Here is a 209-nt window from a genome sequence, read left to right on the forward strand (position 1 = left end):
AGTGACGCCCGCGCCTTCCGAAGCGTCCGACCAAATCCAGTCAATTGAACGCTCGGCTTTGTCATCGTATTTCGCGCCACGCTTCGACCACTTCTTGAACAGTCGCTTCCCCGTACTCCCGTCATCAAAGTCGTGAACAGCAAAGCCGACTTTGATCCATTCCTCGTGCGGGAGGTCGGGATCAACGTGGGAAAGTGCCTCTTCAATGT

At 55.0% G+C, this 209-nt stretch carries 1 protein-coding gene; it reads right to left on the reverse strand.

The genetic code is table 11. The annotated features are described in order from the left end of the window. The coding region (locus EXE45_RS19430; RefSeq protein ID WP_137695235.1) for a PriCT-2 domain-containing protein at window positions 1-209 on the reverse strand (209 nt) is incomplete at both ends.

The organism is Halorubrum sp. SP9, assembly GCF_005435015.1.
GTDB lineage: Archaea > Halobacteriota > Halobacteria > Halobacteriales > Haloferacaceae > Halorubrum > Halorubrum sodomense.